Origin of the sequence: Alteromonas sp. 009811495 (genome assembly GCF_028865455.1) — a bacterium.
GTDB lineage: Bacteria > Pseudomonadota > Gammaproteobacteria > Enterobacterales > Alteromonadaceae > Alteromonas.
This window is the reverse complement of record NZ_CP113972.1, coordinates 3,559,607-3,582,926: the sequence shown is the minus strand read 5'-3', so window position 1 is coordinate 3,582,926 and position 23,320 is coordinate 3,559,607. Positions and strand designations below refer to the sequence as shown.

At 42.8% G+C, this 23,320-nt stretch carries 14 protein-coding genes; 8 read left to right on the top strand and 6 right to left on the bottom strand.

Going from position 1 to position 23,320, the window contains the following annotated elements:
- Window positions 1-160 precede the first annotated feature (160 nt).
- Window positions 161-1,903: a PAS domain S-box protein gene (locus OZ660_RS16140; protein ID WP_274741630.1), complete on the top strand. Its 1,743-nt coding sequence runs from the start codon at window positions 161-163 to the stop codon at window positions 1,901-1,903.
- Window positions 1,904-1,998: 95 nt separating this feature from the next.
- Here the strand turns inward: OZ660_RS16140 and OZ660_RS16135 are convergent, their stop codons facing one another.
- Complete coding sequence (locus OZ660_RS16135; protein ID WP_202262466.1) at window positions 1,999-2,595, bottom strand: porin family protein; 597 nt, start codon at window positions 2,593-2,595, stop codon at window positions 1,999-2,001.
- A gap of 517 nt (window positions 2,596-3,112) precedes the next feature.
- On the opposite strand from OZ660_RS16135, the gene katG reads away from it, so the two are divergent.
- Complete coding sequence (gene katG, locus OZ660_RS16130) at window positions 3,113-5,407, top strand: catalase/peroxidase HPI (protein WP_274741629.1); 2,295 nt, start codon at window positions 3,113-3,115, stop codon at window positions 5,405-5,407.
- Window positions 5,408-5,673: 266 nt separating this feature from the next.
- Entirely contained in the window at window positions 5,674-6,159 is a 486-nt protein-coding gene (locus OZ660_RS16125) for a hypothetical protein (protein ID WP_226434416.1), read from the top strand.
- Window positions 6,160-6,184: 25 nt separating this feature from the next.
- Here OZ660_RS16125 and OZ660_RS16120 read toward each other — a convergent pair whose 3' ends face one another.
- Entirely contained in the window at window positions 6,185-7,510 is a 1,326-nt protein-coding gene (locus tag OZ660_RS16120) for a mechanosensitive ion channel family protein (RefSeq protein ID WP_274741628.1), read from the bottom strand.
- Window positions 7,511-8,095: 585 nt separating this feature from the next.
- On the opposite strand from OZ660_RS16120, the gene OZ660_RS16115 reads away from it, so the two are divergent.
- From OZ660_RS16115 to OZ660_RS16105, 3 genes are all read left to right on the top strand, one after another.
- On the top strand, window positions 8,096-10,678 hold the full coding sequence (locus OZ660_RS16115; RefSeq protein WP_274741627.1) for an HWE histidine kinase domain-containing protein: 2,583 nt from the start codon (window positions 8,096-8,098) through the stop codon (window positions 10,676-10,678).
- Window positions 10,669-13,071: a GGDEF domain-containing response regulator gene (locus OZ660_RS16110; RefSeq protein WP_274741626.1), complete on the top strand. Its 2,403-nt coding sequence runs from the start codon at window positions 10,669-10,671 to the stop codon at window positions 13,069-13,071. The genes OZ660_RS16115 and OZ660_RS16110 overlap by 10 nt, the downstream gene beginning before the upstream one ends.
- 255 nt (window positions 13,072-13,326) lie before the next feature.
- Entirely contained in the window at window positions 13,327-14,718 is a 1,392-nt protein-coding gene (locus OZ660_RS16105; protein WP_274741625.1) for a DEAD/DEAH box helicase, read from the top strand.
- A gap of 16 nt (window positions 14,719-14,734) precedes the next feature.
- Here OZ660_RS16105 and OZ660_RS16100 read toward each other — a convergent pair whose 3' ends face one another.
- The 4 genes from OZ660_RS16100 to OZ660_RS16085 all read right to left on the bottom strand — a co-directional run bounded on the left by OZ660_RS16100 (window position 14,735) and on the right by OZ660_RS16085 (window position 20,646).
- The gene (locus OZ660_RS16100; RefSeq protein WP_274741624.1) at window positions 14,735-15,568 is read right to left on the bottom strand and encodes a thioredoxin family protein; all 834 of its coding nucleotides are present in this window, start codon (window positions 15,566-15,568) and stop codon (window positions 14,735-14,737) included.
- Window positions 15,569-15,633: 65 nt separating this feature from the next.
- Window positions 15,634-17,220, bottom strand: coding sequence for an MASE1 domain-containing protein (locus OZ660_RS16095; protein WP_274741623.1), 1,587 nt, complete (start codon window positions 17,218-17,220; stop codon window positions 15,634-15,636).
- A 90-nt stretch (window positions 17,221-17,310) separates the two neighbouring features.
- Window positions 17,311-17,961, bottom strand: coding sequence for a response regulator transcription factor (locus OZ660_RS16090; RefSeq protein ID WP_274741622.1), 651 nt, complete (start codon window positions 17,959-17,961; stop codon window positions 17,311-17,313).
- Window positions 17,962-18,126: 165 nt separating this feature from the next.
- Window positions 18,127-20,646, bottom strand: coding sequence for a S8 family serine peptidase (locus tag OZ660_RS16085; RefSeq protein WP_274741621.1), 2,520 nt, complete (start codon window positions 20,644-20,646; stop codon window positions 18,127-18,129).
- A 670-nt stretch (window positions 20,647-21,316) separates the two neighbouring features.
- Between OZ660_RS16085 and OZ660_RS16080 the strand changes: the two genes are divergently transcribed.
- Complete coding sequence (locus OZ660_RS16080) at window positions 21,317-21,820, top strand: curlin subunit CsgB (protein WP_274741620.1); 504 nt, start codon at window positions 21,317-21,319, stop codon at window positions 21,818-21,820.
- A gap of 23 nt (window positions 21,821-21,843) precedes the next feature.
- Entirely contained in the window at window positions 21,844-23,292 is a 1,449-nt protein-coding gene (locus OZ660_RS16075) for a curlin (protein WP_274741619.1), read from the top strand.
- Window positions 23,293-23,320 lie beyond the last annotated feature (28 nt).

Below are 23,320 nucleotides of genomic sequence, written 5' to 3'. Positions count from 1 at the left end.
ATTAATGGAATTTAATTTTTCAGAGTAGAGATTAAAAACTACGCTAAAAGCCTACAGTGTAATTATTTCACTGTGTGCTACGACAAATATTCATGCTGGCGAAACTAGAAATTGTCATCTATATAGACTTTTGTCTATATGATCAGAGGAGTTTGTACACATGGGTTTCTTCTCCCGCGACAATGCTGCTGTGCAGGCATTATCTCAATCTATACTGGCTGTTGTGACCATAGACGAGAACAACAATGTTACTTTTTATAACCATGCTGCACAGCAACTGTGGGGCTATTCACCCGATGAAGTTATTGGGAAAAACATTCGAAAACTCGTGCCCACCGAACACCAGGCAAATCACGACAGTTATGTGAATACGCATCGCAGCACAAATAAAAATAAAATTGTGGGCAGCTCTCGTGAAGTCGAATTAGAGACAAAAAGTGGTAATCGAATTTGGGTTCAGCTTGCATTGTCACAAGTGATAGTGGGCGGCAAGAAACACTACACGGCGTTCGTACGGGATGTTACCGAAGAGCGGGAGTCGCGCGAAATTGTTGAGCAAACCCTTGAGCAGGCACTTGATGCCGTGGTGTGTATAGATGAGCACAACAATATAACGCTATTTAATGCATCTGCAGAAAAGTTGTGGGGCTACAAGCGCTCAGAAGTAATTGGTAAGAATGTCAAAATGCTTGTACCTCAAGCTATTCAAAAAGAGCATGATAGCTATGTGAATGCTAATAGAGAAACAGGCCAGGATAAAATCGTTGGTACAAGTCGAGAAGTTAAAATAGAGCGCAAAGACGGTAATACTTTATGGGGAAGATTGTCGCTGTCCAAAGTGAGACTTGCCGATAGAACCTTGTATACAGCATTCATTCGCGATGTAACTGAGGAAGTTGAACAACGCGAGTTACAGCGAATGTTATCGCTGGTCGCAAACGAAACGGATAATGCAGTCATTATTTCAAACGCCGATGGATTAATTGAGTATGTGAATAATGGTTTCTACCGACTTACCGGCTGGAAACTTGATGAAGTGAGAGGCAAAAAGCCTGGTTCTTTCTTACAAGGCGAAGAGACAGATCCCCGCACTGTCGATGTGATCAGGCAGAAACTAAAAAACAGAGAAGCTTTTTACGACGAAATTCTTAATTACAGAAAAGATGGTACGCCTTATTGGACATCGTTATCAATTAACCCAGTGTTTGATGCAGGAAAATTGGTTAACTTCATTGCAGTTCAAGCAGATATAACCCGTGTAAAACAAATGGCGCTAGATTTTACCAACAAACTTAAAGCGATTGGCAGTGCATTGGTGTTACTTGAGATGAAGCCAGATGGCGAAGTTATTGAGGCCAACAAACTATTGAAAGATACGCTTAAAGGGACAATGGACTCTAAAGACTTCGCGCAAGAATTAATGGGGCGTCTTACCAGTGAAGATAAAGATAAACTGTCAGCTTCAGGATTCGTATCGAAAATTGTTGAGTTTAAAGCCAATGGTAATTATTTGGCATTTGACTCTCGGATTAGCGCACTTAAGAACTTTAATGGTCAAATTACACGTTATGTATTTTTTGCGGTCAATATATCTGGTAGAAAACAAGCGGTAAACGATACCCAAGGCGCCATGCAAGAGTTACTTACTACCAGCCAAACTATAAGTACAATTGTCGGTACAATAAATTCGATATCAGAACAAACTAATTTACTGGCACTTAATGCCGCTATTGAAGCTGCTCGTGCTGGAGAGATGGGAAGGGGGTTTGCTGTGGTAGCCGACGAGGTGAGAACACTTGCAGGTAATTCTCAAGCGTCTTCGAATGAAATTGATAACTTGGTAAAAACAACGGTTTCAAAGATAGAAGAGTTGGCGCAATTAATTCAACGTATTGATGGATAATAAAGAAACGCGAAAGTCGTGTTTGCATAAACAAAAGGTCTCCTTAGCTAGCTAAGGAGACCTGTATGAAGTATTACCACTGTCAAAAAAATCGATTAGAAGCGGTATTCAACACCAATACTGGCCTGCTTTAGATCTGTTTCAAAATCAGTGTCGTCGATGTCATCAAATGCTTCGTCAGCATCTAGCTCAGTGTCGTAAACCGTGTATTCGGCATTAACCAAGAAATTACTCGTGATTGCATAGCTTAAGCCCGCACCAACAAACAGACTTTCGTCATCGTTATCTCGGCGAATTGTGCCAATGTTATACTCAGTTTCTGACCACAACTGGCCTGCTTTGGCGTACAGTGAAAAACGCTCTGTTAGCGGTAGAATACCTTTAATTGCCGCTGTGTAGCCGTCAGTTTCAGCGCCGGCTATGTCGTTGCCATAATCACCGAAATCGATATAGCCACCTTCTAGTGCAATCCATTCGTTAAACTTATACCCTACAAGTCCTTGCCACACATCTTTATCGTCATCAAAGTCATCTTCACCTTCAACGCGAAGATAACCGTAATTACCGCCAACATAGAAGCCACTGTCCTTGACTTCTATTTCGCTTGTTTGGGCCTGCGCACCAAAAGCGGCCATTGCACTAATTGATGCTACCGTAGCAATACTTGTCAGTGATTTAAGTGTGTTTTTCATAAGTTCGTCCTCTTACTTCTTTAACAATCCATTGACTTCTCGTATGAAGAAAATGTGCTTTAGTTGGCATTTATGTTTCCCAACTGTGTCCTCCTTTCCTGTTTCAAATGCTATGCCAGCGTAGAAGTTGCAAAAACGTATCGAAAACTACGAAAAAATTTCAAAATCATCAGTTTGGCGTTTTATTTTTAACCACTTTTAGGGAGTGAAAGAATCGTATTTCAGGCGAACAACGTAAAAAATTCGCGCGCTGTGAAATAGATTCATGAAATTCAAGTGGCTTTTTTCTTATTGTGGTTGATTCTTACTTTTGATGTGTCTTTATTTAATTTGTTGAAAATAAAAAACTTTATTGTTGATTGGAAATATCAATCATCTGAATCCATTTAATTGACTGTAAATATGAAGTGTCTCTGTCTATCTTTTTAAACGCACAAGTAAACAAAATGTTAACGCTAGGGTTTGTTGCTTTTTAGCAATCGAACAACGAATAACAATTTAAAGACGGGAAAAGACCATGATCACATCAAGGTTTAAGAAAACCACACTTTCTGCTTTGGTAGCATTGAGTTTAAGTGCCACTGGCGCACTAGCAAATGATCAAATGACTAAGCCTGCTGGCGCAAAAGGCACAGGAATGTCTAAAGCGTTTCAAGCAAAAACGAATCAGTTTTGGTGGCCCAACCAATTGGATCTCTCGCCATTACGCGATCATGACAGTCGCTCAAATCCACTTGGTGAAGATTTTGACTATGCTAAAGCGTTCTCAAAGCTGGACTTAGACCAAGTTAAAAAAGACGTTAATGATCTTCTCACTACTTCGCAAGATTGGTGGCCGGCTGATTTCGGTAATTACGGTCCATTCTTTATTCGCCTTTCTTGGCACAGCGCAGGTACTTATAGAACGCTAGATGGCCGTGGTGGCGGTGATGGTGGTCAAATGCGCTTCGACCCTCTTAACAGCTGGCCTGACAATGGCAATCTAGACAAAGCGCGTCGACTACTTTGGCCAATCAAACAAAAGTACGGTGAAAGCTTGTCATGGGGTGACCTGATGATCTTAGCGGGTACCGTGGGCATGGAGAATATGGGTTTCGATACCTATGGTTTTGCTGGCGGTCGTACCGATGATTGGGAACCTGATATGGTTTATTGGGGCCCAGAAGTTGAAATGTTAGCAAGCGATCGCGAAGAAAAAGACGGCAAGCTTCAGCGTCCACTAGGTGCAACGCATATGGGGTTAATCTATGTTAACCCTGAAGGTCCAAAAGGCGTTCCTGATCCTATGGGGTCGGCTAAGAACATTCGCACCGCGTTTGGCCGTATGGCAATGAACGATGAAGAAACTGTCGCCCTTATCGCGGGTGGTCACACGTTTGGTAAAATGCACGGTGCGCACAAGCCTGCTGATTGTCTAGAGGCAGAGCCCGGTGGCGCTGGCCTTGAGGAACAAGGATTAGGTTGGAAGAACAACTGCGGAAAAGGTAACGCTGAAGATACAGTAACCAGTGGTTTAGAAGGTGCGTGGACACAGCTTCCGACTAAATGGACAAGCTTGTATTTGCAGAATCTTCTTGGTTTTGAGTGGAAGCAAACGCGTAGTCCTGCTGGCGCTATTATTTGGATCCCAACCGACGAAGCGGCACATACGTCTGTACCGGACGCACACGTTGAGGGTAAAAAGAACCCGCCGGTTATGACAACCGCAGACCTGGCGCTTAAGTACGATCCTGAGTATCGCAAAATTGCAGAGCGCTTCTTAGCAGATCCGAAAGAATACCAAACTGCATTTGCAAAAGCGTGGTTTAAGCTAACGCACCGTGACATGGGTCCAAAAGCACGTTATTTGGGTAATGACATACCAAAAGAAAATTTCATTTGGCAAGACCCTGTACCAAAAGCAGATTACAAAGCAATCTCTGACAAAGACGTGAAGAAGCTGAAAAAAGAAATCTTAGATACAGGATTATCAGTTCAACAGCTTGTAAAAACAGCGTGGGCATCAGCGGCTAGCTTCAGAGCATCAGATTATCGTGGTGGTGCTAATGGTGCGCGTATCGCCCTTGAGCCACAAATGAGCTGGGAAGCCAACGAACCAGAAACCGTAAAGGCGGTAGTCACTAAGCTTAAAGAAGTGCAAGAAGAATATAATTCTCGCATGTTCTCTAAGAAGAAAGTGTCGCTTGCAGATTTGATTGTTATTGGTGGTGCGGCAGCTATCGAAAAAGCGGCGTCTGATGCCGGTGTTAAGATAACTGTGCCTGTTGTCCCTGGCAGAACTGATGCGACTCAAGAGCAAACAGATGTGAATTCTTTCTCACTTCTTGAGCCAACAGCAGATGCGTTTAGAAACTACTATAACGCAGAAGCTAGCTACCGCTCTCCTACTGATATGTTGGTTGATAAAGCGGACCAGCTTAGTTTAACTGTGCCTGAAATGACGGTATTGCTAGGTGGCTTGCGTTCACTTGGTGCCAACACAGGTGGCGCAACGCATGGTGTGTTCACAGACAAAGTAGGAACGCTAAATAACGACTTCTTCGTGAAGCTTCTCGATATGGGTATCAAATGGAGAAAAACTGATAATCCTGCAGTTTACGAAGGCGTAAACCGTCAGACTGGCGAAGTGATGTACACAGGTACGCCAGTGGACTTGGTATTCGGTTCAAACAGTGAACTGCGCGCTGTTGCTGAAGCTTACGCTTACGATAATGCTAAGCAACGTTTTGTTGAAGACTTTGTGGATGCATGGACAAAAGTAATGACGTTAGACCGGTTCGATTTACGTCATGACTTGCATGCCGACCTATAGTTGTAAGCATGCGCTATAGCAATGCGCAGCAAAGCAACGAATAAACGGAAAACGGGGCAATAGCCCCGTTTTTTATCTTCCACTTGGGCTTCTGGCCTTTTTAGTACATTTCGCTGCAAAAACATACCGCAACCTTTATCATGCCTTAATTCGTTTAAACAAAGTCACCAAATTTGTCTCACAATATTTAGCAATAGCAGAACACATTCTGTACACTGAATTCTTTTAGACTATCCAGCGATACATTGGCTACGGGCCCTGAGTTAATGGCAACACTACAGCGTATATTAGTGAACTTGGAAATGTTAAGTGATGACATTTCGCTTTTGGAGCCCTCGCAATACAATAATGCTGATCATTTACGCCTTTTACATAGCATTCTTGTGCTATTGAATGAATTAGATAGTCAATCGAAGTATGAAACCGAGGCCGGGTTTCAACATGTTGTGCGCGGCTCTATTTTTGAGGACGTGTTTGAACGTAAACGCATGGTCAATGTGTACAAAAAGCTGGTGGAATATGTGATCACAGCGTGGGAGGCTAGTCAGAAAGCGAGTCTTATTATTGCCGATAGTTTTGACGAGAGCGCTGACAAAAGGCTAGAGTTGCTACAAGTCAAAGCAATCAAAGCTAAATCTCAACTGAAAACAGTGGCTATTGCGATGGGAAAAGCCGACTACGAGAAGTTTACCCGTCTGTTTGGTTTACTTACTCAACAGTGGGAATGGGATACGCTTCGCGCTAGGTTTTAAGCTAGCGCGACATTCAGTACAGTAGTTACGGCGTGGTGTTGCGAATACCTATATCCTGTTCATTAATGACTCGAACTTCCCTCTGTGGGAACGGAATTTCGATATTGTGTTCACGTAACGTTTCAAAAACCGTTAGTAGCAAGTCACCACCTACGCGATTTTTTCCATCATCTACGCCTTCCATCCAAAACTCGACAAACATATTCACACCCGAATCACCAAAGCTATCAATTTCACAATCAGGAAGCTCTTCAAACGGAATATCGTCGCCAGAAATCACTTGAGGATGCGCTGCAACGGCTTCTTTAACAATCTCGACCATGGCGCGAATGTCGGTCTTGTATGCCACTGAAAAATCAATACGGTAGCGCTGTTTTAGATTCTTGTGGGTCCAATTAATTAACGATGAGCTAATAAACTTCTCATTAGGAACCAAAATATCCTTACCATCAAAGGTTTCTAGCACGGCGTAACGCATCTTAAACTCGCGTACTATGCCTTTCTGGCCGTCTTCTAGTTCTACGTAATCACCGACAGTAAGAGACTTGTCTAACAATATAATAATGCCAGATATAAAGTTCGATGCTATAGACTGCAAGCCGAGACCTAAACCCACACCCACGGCACCACCAAATACAGCGAGCGCCGTTAGATTAATACCCATTACATTTAGCAATAGAAGAAATACAACGCAGAACAGGGCAACTTCAAATAACTTTGCAAACACTTCTTTGGTGGATACATCAAGCGACTTGTGATTTCGAATAATATCTTGACCAATCGCATTGGAGCTTCTGCCAAGCCAAAACAACAGGGCACCAAACAACAATACTCGTACGACACCGTAAGCAGAAATTTCTACATTTCCAACCGATATAGCAATTGATTCAAGTGCTGATGTAATAAGCGGTAGCACGCCAATCAGGTGGAGAAACAAAATTGGCAAACCCACCCAGCGCATAATCATTGCGATTGTTTCGTTTACGACAAATCCATTGATGAGTGAATTCACAAAAAGCATAAGCGCAACAACAACAGCAATTTCCAAAAGCCAAGCGTCAAATTGGAATTGAGCCCCAAGTACGGTGGTTAATTTCAGCATGCTAATGGTGATTAACGGAAATAAGGCTTCACCCAAGTTATACATAAAGCCGTGTAATGTGTGAGCCCCTTGAGAGGGCGCTTCGCGTGTAAATTTAAATGGCTTCTTAACTTGTCTTGCAAGCACAAAGGCAACGCTGTAGATAACGAGCATTGTTGCTAGCTGGATAAGAAAACTGTCGGACATAACTGACGCTTTAATAAGCGTAAGTTTTTCCTCTAGATGAAGCGTTATAGTCTCTACATTCATGCTGTCTTTTTAATCCTATAAACCGCCCTCACGGCAGTATAAATTTAATTGAGCGCTTTTTATCCTTTATACCAAATATCGTAAAGCTTTTTTTATTAATTGGTTTGAGTTTCAGTTTCTATTTTCAGCACTGGAGCATTATTTACCGATAATTCGTGTCATTTGATTAGCATGCTCTCAGTACCTCAAAGGTTTTCAAGGTAATGATATTATTTGCTTTTTTTGTTTTTTGAGTACCGTGTTATTCTGAGTTTGAGTTTTGTAGAGAAAAACTTTTTTATCGTCCAGATAGAAATAAATTCAGCTAATTCATCGACTAACTTGAAAAATAAGCAGTTGTCGAAAACACTAATATAAATGGGAAGGGAGGCTCACTATCCCACACGTTAGTTCGCTACATCCACATTTGTTTACGCAATATATAAACTTATTTGCATGAAAATGTGTTATCTGAACATTTTGGTCTACTGTTTAAGAAGCGATAGCAAATTGTTGCATTCCCTTATTGAGTGACTTCAATCATTAACTATTGTGCAGTGTTAGTGGAGGTTGCGTTACTTTTAAAAAGAGCATTGGACATACGTGATGCAAAGTAACTCAGACGATATACAGACACTGATTCAGCAATGTGACAAAGAGCCTATTCATCTACTCGGGCGAATACAACCTACTGGTTTTCTTGTTGCCGTCGACCAACAGGGTATCGTGACTCACGCGAGCACTAATATAGCCGAGTTATTTGCTTTATCTCCACAAGAGCTACTAGGTACCAACCTGTGGGAGCGTTTCGATAGGGAATTTGTTCATAGTATTCGAGGGGCTCAGCAACAGTCGGCGATTATTAATAGAGCGTGCCATATTTACAGTGCTTCTTTGCCTAATAGCAATGATGTGTTTGATATTGCAGTACATCAAACTAGTGCGTTTATCGTGATTGAATTTGAGAAAACGCCCCAGTCGAGTAATCAAGATAACCTCGTTACAGCCTTGATGAAGCAGGTTTCCGGTTCTCAAAAGGTAAAGGAGCTCAATGAAAACGTTGTGGAAGGGGTGAGGTACGCCACAGGCTTTGATAGGGTAATGTTGTATCAGTTCCTAGACGATGGTTCAGGTGAGGTGGTCGCAGAGTCAAAGTCGCAAGATATAGAGACATTTATGGGTCTTCGTTATCCAGCCTCTGACATTCCCGCTCAGGCTCGGCGCTTATACAAGCAAAACCTAATCAGGCATGTTGTTGACGTCAATGCCGACACGCCTTCTATTGTGTCATCTAGTGAAGAGACCGCTGAGTTAGACTTATCACTGTCGAAGCTGCGGGCAGTATCCGAAGTTCATATTCAGTATTTAAAAAATATGGGCGTTGGTGCTTCGATGTCCATTTCCGTGATTGTAGACGGCGAGCTCTGGGGACTTATTGCCTGTCATCACGGTTCAAGTAGGCATCTTCCTGGAAGGCTGTTATCTCAGCTAGAGCTATTTGGTGAAATGTTTTCTTTGGAGTTATCACACAAGTTAGTTAGCGAGAGAATTAAGATTAGTGAGCGTGCCAATGGTGCTTTCACGCGTGTTCTAAGTAACTTGTCATTAGGTTCTTCACTTGCTAGGGCCATTGTTGACCAGCTTTCGCTTATAAGAAGTTTGATTGATATCGACGGTATCGGCTGTAGCTTTAGCGACGAATATACCAAAGCAGGTGTTGCGCTTAGCAAGAGCAAAGTAAAAATGCTAACGGATTTTCTTTCTCAAAACCCGAACGAAGAAATATACCAATTAGATAAATTGGTAACGGCAGACCCGAGACTTTCAAATAGTAACGTTGCAGGCGTCTTGGCTATAAAAATATCTTCTTCGCCAATGGATTTTATTTTTTTGTATCGAACTTCTGTGGTTCAACATGTTGCTTGGGCTGGTAATCCAGAAAAACGTGTCGAAAAAACAGAAAGCGGGGCCATACTTACACCACGTGCTAGCTTTGAAAAATGGCTTGAAACCAATGAAGAGCAGTCTAGAGTTTGGTCTACTTTGGATCTAGAACGTGCAAAATCTCTCAGATCTGGAGTAATGGAACTAAGCATACGCCACTTACATGAAAAAGAAGCGCTTCAGCGGGAAGCGAAAAAAAGACTTGAGTTACTTATTGGTGAGCTTAATCATAGGGTGCGCAACATTCTCAATCTCGTTAGCGCAATCGTCGGGCAAACATCACAGACTAAAAACGATATTGAATCCTTTGTATCATCACTATCATCGCGCATATCTGCGCTGGCCTTAGGTCACGACCAGCTTACACACGCCTCGTGGAACAGTATTGTTTTTAAACAACTTCTTGTTAATGAACTAAAGGCATACATGGTTAATGAATCTGCTTTTACCATTGATGGCCCCTCTATAAAGTTGACCTCTTATGCTGTTACTCCCATCGTGCTTGTTTTTCACGAAATGATTACGAATGCTGCTAAATATGGCGCGCTCAGCGCTACTAGCAATGACGGTAAAGTGTCGATTACGTGGCAATATAATACTCATGGCGACGTTGAAATAAAGTGGAGTGAAGCCGGGGGGCCACCAATTGCCTCAATTGAAAAAGAGGGGTTCGGGATGACGATTATTAAATCAGTCATTCCACACGAACTTGGTGGGAACGTAGTTTTAACCCCATCTGTTGAAGGGCTCAATGCTCTTTTTGTCATTCCGAGTAAATACGTGGAAGCGAATGAAGACGAAAGGGATGATGGGCAAATTAGGGTTTCTAATTCTGAGTCATTGCATTGCGACGGCGAGGTATTACAGGCCGTTGAACGCAATAGTGCGTATATTGTCGAAGACAATTTACTTATTTCACTTAATTTGCAAAAGCTCCTCAAAGCTACTGGTTTTACTAATGTAGAGATTTTTGGCGATGTAGGCACTGCCAAAAAAGCACTAGGTAAGCGCTCGCCTCAAGTTGTGTTTTTAGATGTTCATCTAGGCAGTGAAAATACGTTTCCATTGGGTATAGAGTTAAAAGAACGGGGAATACCCTTTGTGTTTATTACTGGGTACGGTTCGTCTCTAGAATTGCCTGAAGTATTGGCAGGCACGACAATATTAACAAAGCCAGTCGACCCTCTGTTGCTTAGTGAAACCATTAACGCTATGGGCTTTGAGACGAGGTCAGTATGTTATTAGTTCACAGAGCACAAATATTGATTGTTGAAGATCAAATTGTGGAGGCAATGCATACCAGCAGCTTTATTAAGAATTTTGGTATGGATGTCGCAGGTATATCTTCAGATATCGATAGTATCTTAAATATGCTGAAAAAGGTCAAAGTAGACCTGGTTTTGATGGACATCAACCTCGGTAGTGAAAAGTCGGGAGTGGATGTAGCGAAAGCTATTGTCGATGTTTACGACATTCCCATTGTATTTACTACCAGTTATAGCGATGACGCAACCATCGCGAAAGCACTAGCTATTTCGCCCTATGGTTATTTGATGAAGCCTTACAGTGAAGTATCATTACAAACCACCATTCAAATTGCGCTGAAGCGCAAGCGAATAGAGCATGAGTTGGTGAGTTCAAATAAGCGTTTTGCGATGGCTTCTAAAGTAGCGAAACTAGGTGTGCTTGAGGTGGATTCTAGCTCTCGGTCTGTAGTAGTCAAGAGTGTTGATAACCTCTTTAATTTTCCCAAATCATTGTCACTCGACAGTTTTACGGCTCTGTTCCCCGACGAAGAAATAGATAGTTTAAAGCAAGCAATAGAAAATAAAACTGACTTTCTTTCTGTACTTCAACTGGACTTAGACGGAAGAGAAACACAGTGGTATCAAGTTGTACTATCTGATGTAACTTTGGCAAATAACCAAGTACAGATAGGTGCAATCCAAGATATATCGGTATTGCAAAACACCCAATCTAATTTAGGCATTGCTAACAAAATAGTAAACGAGATCCAAGAAGGTGTCTTGGTGTGTGATGAGAAAGGTAAAATCATAAAAGCCAACAATGCTTTCTGTGAAATGATGGATAAGCTTTTGCTTGATATTATTTCAGCACCATTTGAAAGTGTCTTTCCACGTGCGAGAAAAGAAGACCCTCCCATTGATTATTTAAAGGACGGCTTAAGAACCGATATAACCGTAGTCAGTGAAAAAGGAGAGAGACGGCACCTCGTCATGTCGGTATCGTCGTTTTCGACGACTGCACTAAATCAATATTATGTCGCAATATTCACTGATGTAACCGACCTCAAATTATCAGAAAACCAGCTGAAATACCTTGCGTTTACTGACGCTTTAACCGGCGTTGGAAACAGAAACTACCTCAACCGTGTTGTCGAGAGCTTTAAGGAATCGAATGATGTCTGTACGGTCATATTTATTGATTTAGATGAATTTAAACTTATTAACGATACTCATGGCCACGAAGTAGGGGATGAAATTTTACGCGTATGTGCCAGTCGTTTTAAATCGGTATTAAGAGAGTCAGACAGTGTTATTCGTTTTGGTGGCGATGAATTTGTTGTTGTTACCCGCACTACCTGCCGTACTGAACTGCATCGAATCACGTCCCGAATTAATACCGTTTTTCAGCGAGCCTTTAAAACAACCTCTGGGGACTTTCAAATTTCGGCAAGTATTGGCGTAGCCAGTGCTTCAGAAAGTATAACGACAACGGAGTTGCTAAAAAATGCGGACATCGCTATGTATTCCGCAAAGCAATTCGGAAAAAACAACACGGTAATGTTCAATGACGGATTAACTAAAGATATCGAATATCGATTATTCATTCAGCAAGGTTTAGGCTCGGCTATTGCCGAAAAGGACATAGTGGCGCATTTCCAGCCCATTATTGGTGCTTGCGGAAATATTTTGGCTGTTGAAGCGTTAGCTAGGTGGTATTTAGCGGATGGGAATATAGTAAGACCAGACAAGTTTATTCCAATCGCTGAGCGCAGCAAGTATATCCACGAACTCGGGCTGTTGATGTTAGAAGAAGCTTGTGAAGCAATTAAAAAACTAACTCGCTGTGGCTTTGGCGATGTTCTCGTCAATCTTAATATGTCGGCAGCACAGTTACAAAATGATTTGGTGTTAGGCATATTTGAAGAGCGCATACGGGCGCATAACGTTAACGCTGGTAGAATTGTATTAGAAATAACAGAGTCGACATTACAAAGCGCAAAAGCAAGGCAGACTATTAAACGCCTAAAATCGTTGGGCATTAAAGTGTCCATTGATGATTTTGGTACGGGGTATTCTTGTGTGTCTGAACTTGCCGAAGATACGTATGATGCCATTAAGATTGATAGGTCATTGCTTCCCAATTTTCCGCTCGACGGAGATGGTAATCATCGCAGGGCATTGATCATACAGAATGTAGTAGATATGTGTCGTCAGTTAACCTTGCCTTGCACGCTAGAGGGGCTGGAAACCGATGAACAGGTAGCATTTGCAAAGAAAATTGGTGCAACTGCTATGCAAGGCTACTTTTTCGCAAGACCAATGAAACTCAGTGATTTAATGGAATATCTTCAAACAGACTATGCTGTGCCAATTTTAAATATCAATAAATGAACGTGCTGACAGCTGACTAAAAAATGTGCTAGCGAACGTGGCATATTGGTGGTAGACTCCGCGCCGCGTTGTGTAAGAGTAAATATCATTCTTCCTTAATCGACAATTCTTGGTGTTATTGGCATCGGCGAATTGGCGTATCACTATAGAATTTCTTCTTAAGCTATAATCTCACACGGTAAGTGCTATAGCTGCCACGCTACTAATCATTCTTCGACCTATATTTAGGCAAATAGCTATTTCAGGAGTTAGTTAATGTCATTTACCCAGCTTGGGCTTGCTGAACCGTTGCTAAAAGCAATTGAAAAGCGTGGTTTTACCACACCGTCACCGATACAGGAAAAAGCAATACCCGAGGTATTAAAAGGGCGTGATGTGTTAGCGGCTGCGCAAACCGGAACAGGCAAAACGGCCGGTTTTGGTTTACCTATTCTTCAAAAGCTCATGCAGGGTAACAAAGTTTCTGCCAACAACGTAAGAGCGCTAATATTAACGCCTACCCGAGAACTCGCTGCACAAGTAGAAGAAAGTATTCGTCATTTTGGTGAATTCTTGCCGCTAAAAACTGCAGTGGTATTCGGTGGTGTTGGTATAAACCCGCAAATGATGAAGCTTAGAAAAGGCGTTGATGTGCTTATTGCAACGCCCGGCAGACTGCTAGACCTTTATCAGCAGAATGCAGTGAAATTTTCTCAGCTTGAAGTGTTGGTGCTTGATGAAGCCGACAGAATGCTGGATATGGGGTTTATCCACGACATCAAAAAAGTGCTTAAATTACTTCCTGAGAAAAGACAGAGCTTATTGTTTTCAGCAACATTCTCACCTGAAATAACCGCATTGGCTCAAACCATTACTCAAGATCCTGTTAGCATTTCTACAACACCTGCAAATTCAACAGTTGATGCTGTAGAGCAGCATCTTGTTACCATTGATAAGTCAAAAAAGACAACGGCACTTATTTGTCTTATTAAGCAACAAAAATGGGAGCAAGTGCTCGTTTTTAGTCGTACCAAGCACGGCGCCAACAGAATTGCAGAGAAACTTACTCGTTCTAAAATTCCAAGTGCAGCTATTCACGGAAATAAAAGCCAAGGTGCAAGAACAAAAGCCTTGGCCGATTTCAAAAGCGGTGACATCAAAGTGCTTGTGGCTACCGATATTGCAGCTCGAGGCATCGATATTAGCGAGCTACCCATAGTGGTTAATCTTGATTTACCAAATACGGCGGCAGATTATGTGCATCGTATAGGTCGTACCGGGCGTGCTGGTGCCAGTGGTCAGGCTTGGTCGTTTGTCTGTGCCGAAGAACTTCAAAGCTTAAAAGATATTGAAACGCTTATTCAAAAGCTATTACCAAGAGAAACGCTTGAAGGGTTCGAGCCACAACAAGCAGTACCGCCAACAACGTTGTCGAAGCCCAAAAAACCGAAAAAGCCCAAGAAGCCAAAAACGCCCAAAACGCTAAGTAGCGCATCGTCGACAAAGGCGCCTTCTGCGAATACTAAAAGTGATGCCAAGGCCAATAGAAGTGGGGCCAAAAAACAGCATTCACGGCCCAAGCATCGCAACAATAACGCCAATCGCTCAAGAAGCGGCAATACGAACAATAGTGGCAAACACACCCCACAGCGTGCTACTGCACAGTAGCACGCAGATTCTGTCGCTACTTTGATTCCCATGAGAAAGGATGATAATGACGCAGAGCTGGCGAGACTTGGGCGTCAGCTTTCTCATTGTCATTCTGCTCTAGTTGAGTTTCAGCGCGCTTAACCATCGTTTCCTGTAAATCACTTCTATAACCTCGTACTTCTTTCCACAGATCGTAAAAACCTTCAGGTGGCTCTCCAGCAATATCCTTTTGCAATAATGGGCCTAATAAGTCGTACGCTTTTTGCAAACGCGCTGCGTGTTGAGTGTCATACGCAGCAACTTGTGGGTCGGCTTGCCAATTCATCATGGGTAACTTTTGTTTATCAGAAAGTTGAGCAAACTTAGTAAAGTAGTCTACATAATCAGCAAGGGCTATACTGTCTGCCCGTCCCCATATTGCCATGCTAGCGCGATTCAATAATGCACTTGAAGCAGGGTCCACTATCATTACCGTGGGAGTGGCATAATAGGTTGGATAGTCAAATCGTTGAGTAATTGCTCTTCGGTCTTCCAGTAAGCCTACGTCTACAAATATGGTTTCGTAATGAGATGTAAGAATAGGCTGCATTTCTTGAGTTTGGAAACGTTTTGCTAGGCCTGTACTGTCATGGCACCACTGAGCGCCGAGCACTACGAGTAGTAACTTTCCATTTTCTAGAGCACTTTTCTGTGCGTTAACTACGTCATCATAAGCCGTTGCTGATACCTCATAGGTATATTGCGGTGGCTGCTCAGTACTCTTACAGGCAGTAAGTAACGCAATAGAGGCGAATACGGCGGCAATGAGTTTAGCGAATTGTCGCTTTAGTAAGGGAGGCTGGTGATGTACGTTTTTATGCAAATCCATGTGTAGTACCAAAAAGGGAAACTTGGCAGCAATGTATCATAAAAACAAAGGGTAACGCGGGATTATTACACTTCAATAGCGATACTGACTACTGTGCCAGAAGGCGTATTTTTCAAAATGCTGAGCTTACCGCTTATCAAATGCGCTCGCTCGTGCATTGAAAGTATACCCATTGAAAAATCGACGGGTGCGTCTTTGATGCTATCTGTCAGGTAGGAAGCGGGAATACCCATGCCATTATCCGAGATGGTAAACGTAGCAACAGTGGGATGATACACAACGTCAATATTAAGTCTTGTGGCGTTTGCGTGTTTGATACAGTTGGTCACCGCTTCTTGAATTATTCGATAGATGTGAATTTTCTTTTCATTCTCTAGTGCGACCGCTGCTCCAGATACGTTCAAAGTGTAGGCAATATTAGATGCATTGAGCGACGATATAATTTCAGAACGTTGTAGTACGGCTTCGATAGAAAGCGTGTCGATACCACTGGGTCGAAGACTTCCTAAGCTTTTCTTCATAGCAAAGTAAAGACTATCAATTTTCTCTGACAGAACCGTTGATAAATCTTCTTTCTTTCTGAGAGAAAGTTGAAGTTTTAAATCTACTATTCTATGACCAAAATCGTCATGCAAATCACGTGAAAGCGTTCTTCTCTCTTCTTCTTGCACCGCCACGAGCTTTGCGGTCACTGCGCGAGTATTATCGATTGCTTTGTTAAGTAATGCGTTTTTTTCGCGAATTTTCGCGTTAGATAGTGCAAGGGTCGTGTTCATTCTTTTAGCTTGTGTTACTGATGCTCCTAGGATCAAGCTACTTACACACAAGGCAATGATATAGAACTGATGCTCTAACGGATTCAATGTTGTTTGTGAAGAAACTAAAAATGCGGTTACTCCGATAAGAATACAAGACAAAGAGCTTCCATAAATGCCAAACCGATGGGCAAGATAAAGAGCCGGAAGTACAGCGATATATTTTAGTTGGTAGCTTAGGTTTATACCGTTATCGAATGCTAAGACACTGCCACTTAAAGCGAGCAACCAGCCCGCGACGATATAATAGAGCTGCCCCCCGCCATGCTTGAAACACTGTTTGGTATAAAGCGTTATTAATATAGGAACAATAACAATTATTCCTACGAAGTCACCTAATGAGAATTCGAAAAGGGTAACTAAAAACGATACTAAATCCATGTTGGATTCCAATGCTCTTCGCCCCAAAAACATAAACCCCAGTGCGATACTCAGTAACATTGAAAAGCTGAGTAAAGACAGTGTACTCGATACATTATCGAGATAAGGGCTGCTATAGAAACGACGAAAGGTATATACCGCAGCGCACAGCAATAAAGGGGTAATCATTAAGTGGACTAAATACCAATAAACACTACCACTCATAAATTGGCTATTGTCTAAAATCCCACCTGGGGAAAATAAAAGTAGATGAGTAAGTTTCTCGCAAAGTAACAAAGCAGGCCAGCTTCGCATTGGCAGCAGTAAAAATGCGCCTAACCTTACACCTGCAGGTAAGTACCAACTTACGGTACTGGTAACGGTTTCAAAATGGCTGCTAATTAGCCAAAGCCCGTGAAAACAACACGTATAGAGCAAGCCATAAAGAAGATAGTGTGGTGAAAAAATGGAAGACATAGCGGATTGTGTCGAAATAGTGCGGGAGCTGTCAGAGGATTCCATTTAAACAGTGGAAGTGTCTTGTTAATAAGTCAAATATCACAGAGTTTACTGCGATACTGTATCTTCATTGATGAAGTCTGCTAAGTCTAGCATGCCGGTTTCCAGCGCAATCTTTAACAATCCAAACTGTGAGGTGGTATTAAGTTTTCGGTAGATATTCGTTCTGTGAACCATCACTGTTTTGGGCGCGGTATCTATTCGATAAGCAATTTGCTTTGGTTGTAGTCCCTTCGCCAGTAATAAAAAAACTTCTTTTTCTCGTTCAGTGAGCTGGGCAATCACGCGCTTTTCTCCAAATGCCAGCTTACTACTGATATCTGAACTCAAGTAGTTTTCATCTCGCTCTAGCGCTTCAAGTGCATCCATTAGTTCTTTCGTTGCCGCTGTTTTTGTCACGTATCCATCGGCACCAAGCTCTAATGCTTTAGTTATGTATGCCACGTGATCGTACATACTTAACATCAGGCACTTTACATGGGGTGCTTGCGATTTAATTGTGGTTAGTACATCGAAACCAGACTCATTAGCAAGCGAAATGTCTAATACCACAACATCGACATCATCGAGACTAGTGTGAGAGGGCAGAGCGGAAAGGGTACTGACGGAGTGCTTAACATGCCACCCATATTCTTGCTCAATAAGTGCGGCAATACCATCTCTTACTACTTCGTGATCGTCAATTAATACAATTTCCATATACTTACACACGGCTCCAATATTCTTGTAAGTGTATGACTAAAATAGTTAATGTGGAATAAGCCAAAGGCTTAGATGACGAAGTTATAGTCAAAAAAGACCGGCCCTTCCATGGGCCAGTATTTACTTCAACTTGCGCTGTGTAAATTCACAGCACTCACACGATTAAAGATTAACCGTTACAGGCGCAGAGCACGCTGATGTATAGTCACACACCATATAGGTGAAGCTACCAGGATTAACGCCACGGCTTCTATCGCGATAGCGACCTGTGTTGCTTACCTCTTCCAGTAATTCACCATTGCGATAAATCATAACGGTGTCAGCGGTAGAGCCGCTATACGAAAGGTCAACACGTAGCGAACCAAAACGAGATAGCATAGCGCGATCGATCTCGGTCACGATATTGCTATTGGAAACCGAGACAGTTTGAGTAGAAACACCTGTTTGACCCTCGGCATCTGTGACAGTGAGTGTTACGTCATAGGCCCCAGTCGCTGCATAAACGTGAGTGGGGTTTTCATCTGATGACATTGCTCCATCGCCAAAGTCCCAGCTGTAACTCACAATATCGTCATTTACATCACTACTGTCGTTGGTAAAGTCTACAGACAGTCCCGAAGCGTCGAATGTGAATGCTGAATTTGGAGGTGTTGGACCAACTTCACCAATACCCGTTACCACAATGCTCCACGTGTTTACGGTTCCGTTGTCACCGTTGAAGGTGTCTAATACATTGAGTGTCCAATCTCCCGTCGCAACTTCACCATTGAATGCGTCGGTATTGTAACTTTCAACAATGTCATCAGTGCCGCCACCTTGATTCTGGCGAAGAACTGTCGTTGTGCCTTGAGGCGATGTAAGTGACAACACTAAGTCGCCGCTGTAGGTGTGCGTGATATCTACTGAAGCTTGCATGCCAAATACAGTGATATCGTCTGGTACATTAATAACAAGATCTATACCCACATCATCTGGATCATCTTCGTTAGGCAATGTTGGGACTGCCTCGCCTGAATAGCTGTAAGGGAAGTCGTTCAGTCCTACCGGGTAAACGTAAAGGTTGGCTGTTTTCGATTTTTCGATGTCGCCACTCACCCCGTTAATGGTAAAGCTGTACTGTCCCCACGCTGTATCTTCTGTTGTAGTAACCGTAAGTGTAACTGTGTCACCAGGCATTGCGCTGGTAGCACTTAGCGTTGCAATAGCGCTTGGTTCTGATAGCGATAGAGTAACGGCTTGGTCGTAGCCTGCAATCGCACCCACCTCAATATCAAACGTGGCGGTTTCACCGGCAACAATTTCAGCTGAGCCTGGTGTAATACCTAACTTGAAACCAGGCGTTGGGTCAGCTTCTTCAAGTGCATTAAGTACATTTAAGCGATTGCCTGATGCCGTGCGTCCATCTGCCCACAAACTGGTTTCGCCAGTCAGCATAAGTAGTTCTTTCATTTCTGAAGGTGTTAGCTCAGGGTTGAGAGACCAAACGAGTGCAGCTGCGCCTGCCACGTGGGGTGTTGCCATTGATGTGCCTGAATAAGCAGCATATCCGTTACCTGGGACGGTCGATAAGATAGCTGTGCCGGGCGCAGCCAAATCAACGGTTTCAACGCCATACGAATAACCGCTATCGCCGTCGTTACGGTTAATACTCGCCACTGCCAGAACACTGTTTGTTGAGGTCTGGTAGTTTGAAGGGTAATTATCAACATTGTCGTTGTTAGAGCCAGAGTTACCTGCAGCAGCAACGAATAGAATGCCCGCTTGACCCGCTTCTTCAATAGCGGTTTCTAAGGCTTCACTGTAGCCACCACCACCCCAACTATTATTGGTCGCTTTAATATTGATTCCGCGGTTAACCTTTAGGTCCGTGAAGTAGTCGATACACTCAATTGCGCCAGCAGTAGAGCCACCGTCAGGGCCTAAGAATTTACATGCAGCAATAGACACTTGATGGTTAACGCCCACGACGCCAATGCCGTTATCGCCAACAGCACCGATGGTTCCCGCTACATGGGTACCATGAGAGTCATCATCCATCGGATCGGTGTCGACGTTGAACGCATCTATCCCATACACATCGTCAATGTAGCCGTTACCATCATCATCAACACCGTTACCTGCTATTTCACCAGGGTTAACCCATGCATTGTCAGCAAGGTCTTCGTGGTTGTAGTCAACGCCCGTATCGATAACACCGATAACAACGTCGCGATCACCGGTTGTGATATCCCATGCTTCTGGCGCATCAATATCTACATCGTTCGTACCGCCAGCTTGTCCAGTGTTATTCAATCCCCAGAGATCGCCCAAAGAGGGATCGTTCGGAATAAGTGCTTTTCGGTATAAATAGTTTGGCTCTGCAATTTTGACAGCAGGGTTTTTGCTCAGGATCTCAATAGCTTCTTTTACCGATTTACCGCGTAGCTGTAATTTTGCAATTCGGCCATTTAGCAGGTTTGAAAAGCGATCATCAATTTCGTCGCGATTTGCGTCGCTAATACGTGCACCTACTGATGAACGCGCGCGCATCTTGTCGGTTTTGCTGACATTTTCTTTGTAAACAACAATAACGCTGTCATCAAATATTTCGGCTTTTGAAGCATGCGCATGGCCTGCAGCAAAAAGTGGAAGTAAAGCTACAGATAATGCTGAAAGACCCGTTTTAAAAGGCTTTGTTTTCATTTTTAGATTCCATAATTAGGACAATGCGTACAATTACGAAATCCTCTCATTCGGTCTGATATAACTAACGGTTAAAACTTATAACCGAAATTTTAGCCATCGCCAGTAATTAAACTCAAAATACAACTATTCGATGAGGAAAAAGTGTATTTGCTAGAGAAATTAGTACTAATTTACTAGAGCGTGTTGACCTTTGCAGTACACTTTTTGTTCATTCCAAGCGAGTATCAGGCAATGAACGAGTTGCGTGGTTTGGTTATTCCAAATTAGCGACGAGTAAAGCCGCATGAGGCTCGCTTGGATGAACCTTTCAGGCAGCAATTGTTTAGCATTTATACTGCGTCTGCGCACACTTATGTAGATGGCTACACGACGTGTGCACTTCCTTGTCTAAATGCTAAACACTTTGCTGCAAAAACGTACGGCAAAGGTCAACACGCTCTAGAGCGTTTTGTTCTCACTGTGTGGTCTTACCAAACCAAATTACGTGATTACTTTCTGTGCAAAACTAGCACTAAGGTGCGACAAAAAGTCGTTAAGCTGCTGATTTTTCGTAGTCAAGTAGTATTAAGTTCGTCATAAATACAACTTAAAGGTGATGGATTCTGAAACAATTACAGAGTGATATAGAAGGGTCACATTTGTTGTTTCTCAGGAAGTCATTGTTCACATGGATAAGAAGTTCGCAGACCTAGAGTGCCAAGCACCGTTTTCTTTGCAAGTAAAAAGACTCGCGATGTTTGGGCTTCTACTTGGCGCTATGCTTCCTCTGTCAGTTCGAGCGGAGTCTTCCGACCTATCAACAAATGCAGACATGGTGGAATCTTCTCTTTCAATGAGTCTAAATACCCAAGCGATCACGGTAGACAATGAAACGGTCCTCATCTCTGTCAGTCAGTTTGGGTTAAATAACATAACTAACATCATTCAAAGCGGTAACGCGTCAAACCTTTCAAATGTAGTACAAGCCGGCAATAACAACGAAGCCATCATCACACAGCTTGGTGAAGGAAATGTAGTGAATTTATTGCAGCAAAACGACAACAACTACTTTGAAATTGTTCAAGACGGTTTTGACAACGTTGCCAATGTTAATCAATTAGGTGAGCAGGCCTTTACTGTTTATCAAATAGGGAACGAGATGGTGATCAACATCACACAATATCAACAATGATGTGATTACCATAGGGAGACAAAATGAAAAGAACAAAAATCGCCAGTGCATTATTACTTGTTGCAGCAACAGGATGGGCATCTGCGCAGGAAGTACCTGACAGCAAAAATGTAGAATTTAGCGCAGCGGCAGATTTTCTTGCTGCGGCAGAGGGCAACAGCATCACGCTAACCCAAACTGCGCCAGAAGGTAATGAAATTGGTAACGAGTCAGTACTTAGCCAAGAAGGTGACCTGAATGTTATTGATGTTGAAGTTGTAGGAGATGCCAATGAAGTGATGGCCTCTCAAATGCAAACGGGTAATACGTTCCTAACCAACATTTCTGGTAATGGTAACCTTGTTGAAGCTGAGCAGGACAGTATCCAAAGTACAGCTGAATTTGCGATAGAGGGTGATGATAACGCGGTGTCGCTAACACAACTGGGTGATGGTGGACCAATCGGCTTTATCTTCAATCGTTCAATTAACAGTATTACTGGTAGCGGTAATACCATGTCGATTGTGCAAGGTGACGGGGGCCATTGGGCAAATAACACTGTGTCTGGTAATGACAATACGCTCTTTGTTGAACAAGAAGGCGATTGGCACGAGTCTTATGTACGTGATCTTAGCGGCGATGCCAACGTGATTGAAGTTGTCCAAGACGGCTATTACAACGTATCTAACCTGACCGCAGTAGTGGGCTCTGAAAACGAAATTGTGATTGATCAAGATGGTGATCGAAATGCAATTGAGTGGAGTGTTGTAGGTGATGGTAATACGATTGAATTTGAACAAGATGGCGATGGCAATGAAATTGCCACAGGTGTTTTTGAAGGTTCTAGCAACGAAGTCAATATCGACCAAATTGGTGATGTGAACCTGGCAACGGTTGAAACGATTGACGGTATTCTAAATACCTTCGAGATTAATCAAGCGGGTAGTGAAAACACAGCTTATGCGGGTGTTATTGGTTTATTCAACGAATTTGATTTAACACAAGTAGGCAGCGGCAACGAAATAAGCACGGTCAATTTTAACGGCTTCTTTAATACTGTAGAAATTGAGCAAAGTGGTGAAGCTAACTTAGCCTTAGCGCAAGCCGGTATCGGTGAAACTAACTATTATGCTGATGGCAACATTATTGAAATGGCGCAAGACGGCATTGAAAATACCGCATCTGTAGAGTTAGCGAGTGCAGTACCGACAAACTACAACGCCATTACAGTAGAACAAAGTGGTGAACTGAACTTACTTGATTTACTCGTTAACGGCAGTGATAACACGATTAGTGTTATGCAAGAAGGTGTGGGTAACTGGGTGACGAATGATGCCGGTGGCCAGTTTGCTATTAGTGGAGATGCTAATACCTTTGAGGTAACGCAAATGGGTAACGACAACTTGGTTACGGGCAGCATGACCGGTAGTGGTGGTACTATCAGCGTAACTCAAGTGGGTGACTACAACGTTGCAACTGTTGTTCAGATGTAACAAGAAGCAGGCCGAGTTCTCTCGGCCT